The 3,410-nt window shown below is 38.5% G+C and carries 1 protein-coding gene; it reads right to left on the bottom strand.

The features are described 5' to 3' along the window. The coding region (locus MCY_RS07355; protein WP_007347740.1) for a type ISP restriction/modification enzyme at positions 1-3,410 on the bottom strand (3,410 nt) is incomplete at both ends.

The raw sequence follows: 3,410 nt of genomic DNA, 5'->3' as shown, positions 1-3,410 counted from the left end.
GTTGTGCTGTCTTCTGTAAATAAATGGGATTGTTTTTTGTTTTTATTCTTTGAAACTGGAGTGTCTTCGTAAATATAACGTGGAAAGCATTGACCGGTATCTATTGCATGAAGGTTAGGTAAATCTTTAATCATAAGAACAGAAAAGCCACACCTTGCTCCTATGCCTGTAATTTGAATTCCTCTATTTTCAACCACCTTTCCCATTGGGAATATCCGCGGCATTTGATAAACCGCTTCATTGAAGGTACTATCGTAATAGAGCCATTGCTTTGTAAAGGGACGGTAAATACTTTCAACTAAATAATTATTTTCAAATTCGGAAATTTTTCCTCTTAATAATTCTCCTTTGAGGGTACTACTCCAACTAATCTTTTTCACCTCCGTATTGACGAAATCATTTACAGCCTTTGCGCGTTCTTTACGGTCAGAATGTGTATAAACATTATTAAAACGTTCTACTTCACTATTATAGAACATAATCATATTACTCATGTTTTTAGCTAAAATTTCACGACTTGAATTATATGCCCATGCATCACGATTGGTAGAAATGCCAAGAGAATAAGTCTCAAAAAGTTTTTTACCATGACCTTTTTTATCACCTTTATCACCTATAGCTAAAAAGGCGTTGAAACTTTCATCACGTTGACCAAGCCAATCACCATGCCCGTTTGGTGTAATTATTTGCCAACCATCTTCACGTGTAATACCACCAATACTACCAAAGTATTGAAGCCTCTCAAGTTTTTTTTCGGTGGAAAGATTATTACCAATGTCATGATAGTAAATTTTACAATCTCCAGAAACATTGGGATTTTTGATAAATAGCGTTACCGCAATACCTGTCATACTACCACTCCCAAAAATATTTTCACCTTCTTGAGCAACACCATTGCTTAACATATTTTTACGGATATCCCCCCGTAAATTAAGCACATAAATGCTCGTAAATTCTTTGGCTAAAGATTTTCGTAACCCATCCATTGTTGACTTTTCTATATAACCAGAGCCAGAAACAAAGCCGATTATCCCAGCATTATCAATACGGTCGCTTGCCCAGCGTATAGCACGAATATAACTGTCATATAACTTTTGCGTACTAGTTGCTTTAGATTGAGCGGCGTAAGTTTCACCGATACGTTTATTTAATATGGGATAGGGAGTATTCTTGGCATTATCATTTTCATTTTTTTGACCTACTGAATAAGGAGGGTTACCAAAGATAACTTCGATATTTAGATTTTTCTGATGTTCTAAATATTCACTGTTTTCTTTGAATAATTTTTGTAACAAGTCTTTCTTTTCAAGCATCAAAAACGTATCGGTTAAACCAATATGCTTGAAAGGAATATATTCTCCTTTCATCAAACTATGATACGTCGATTCAATGTTAATCGCTGCTATGTAATAGGCAAGCAAAACAATTTCATTGGCATGGATATCATGACGGAATTTATATTCCATATCCTCTGGTTTGATGAGATTGGATTGTAATAGCCTTGTGATAAAGGTACCCGTTCCCGTGAAAGGGTCAAGAATAGAAACACCTCGTGACCCCAAGCTTTTTCCAAACTCATTCCGCAACACATCATCAACAGAATGAATGATAAAATCAACAACCTCAACGGGCGTATAAACAATCCCAAGCCTATCCGTGGTTCTCTTAAATGCCTTGGAAAAGAAATCCTCGTAGAGTTTGATAATAAGGTTCTGTCTTGCTTGGGGTTCGGTAATCCCAGAGGCGCGGAATTTTACACTGTTATAAAACCCTTGGAGTTCTAAAGACTCTTGCTTGATATCGGTTTTATCCAACTCAGCTAAAATCCTTTCCATCGCTTGTGAGATGCTATTGTTCTGGACAAATTCATTGCCATCAAACAAGGCTTCAAATACGGGACGCGTCACAAGATGTTGTCCTAACATCTCAAGCGCTTCCTCTTGCGTAATGCTGTCGTTTAAATTGCTCTTTAATTCCTTATGAAACGCATCAAAAGCACACCGCGCTTTGCCTTTCTCATCAGAAAGAATATCTTTAAGATGATTGATATGGTTTTGTGCAATCTCAGCAACATTGTTCGCCCATATGCCCCAATAATCAGAAAGGGTTGATCTTTTAATTAGAACCGTTTTAAGAGCATTAGGGAAGGCCGCCATAAAGTTAAAGCTTGTTTGTCCATCATGCGTGGAAAGCGATTTACGGATTGGAGAGACATTGCTTGCGCTTGTCCTTTCTGGTCTTGCTTGAAGAGGGATATCATCAACGACCGTGGTGACATTCTCTAAATCCATATTTTGAGAAACCGTTATAATCTCTAAAATAGGACTTACATCTTGTCCTAAATTCATCTGATTAAGCGTTTTACTAAAATTCTCATCATGAGAAAGCAGGGCATCGAGAACTTGCCAAACAACACTGTATTTTGGATTGTTCTTTAAAGCTTTTTCGGGGTCAATCCCAGCAGGGACCCCAACGGGTAAAATGATATAGCCTCTTTTTTTGCCTGGAGCACGACGCATCACACGTCCTACCGCCTGTATCACATCGACTTGGCTTTTACGCGGGTGTAAAAACATCACCGCATCCAAGGTAGGCACATCCACCCCCTCAGACAAACATCTTACATTGGTGAGCACACGGCAATGATTTTCCCCCACATTTTCTTCCAACCAATCCAGTTTTCTTGTTCGTTCCTTGGCACCATCCTTCCCATCAATATGATCAACTTCACAGATCAGACGGGGCGTATCGGGGTGGTTTTGATAAAGTCTATTGAAAATCCGCTTAACACCTTTTCCTTGAAAGGTATCACGGATATTTTTAGAGGTCTTGATATCTTTACAAAAAGCCAAGGCACGACGCATGGGAGCCGTATCATCTCCAAGATCAGCTTTTAGATCCAGTTTGGTTAAAGCTTGATAACAGCCAACAATTTTTGTTTTATAATCTAAAGTAAGTTCATAATCTTTACTTGTGGTAGGCATCTCCATGGTTTTACTGATTTCCCCCTCATCAACACCCAAAACAATAATCTTATAAGGGGTTAACAGTTCATTCTTGACCGCATCGGTGAAGCTATAAGTATAAAGCACTTTTCCATAAATGGCTTCATTATCCATAGAAGCTAAAACAGCCTCAACCTCATCAGCACGCCTTTTGGCATGGTCACTAAAGATACGAGGCGTTGCCGTCATATAGAGACGTTTTTTACCGCAAATAAGACTGTTATCGTGAATCTTGATAAAATCAGATTCACTGTCCTCTGTTCCTAATGAAGCCCCCGTTGTTCTATGCGCCTCATCACAAATAATCAAATCAAAGGCTGCTAAACCATGATCCTTTTGCGCATCAACAATGACTTGTATTGATTGATAGGTCGCAAAAATAACACTCATCGCATGGGGAGAAGA

It is taken from the genome of Bartonella rattimassiliensis 15908 (assembly GCF_000278215.1).
Lineage (GTDB): Bacteria > Pseudomonadota > Alphaproteobacteria > Rhizobiales > Rhizobiaceae > Bartonella > Bartonella rattimassiliensis.
Note: the sequence above shows the minus strand (reverse complement) of the source record. Positions and strands in the feature narration are given on the sequence as shown.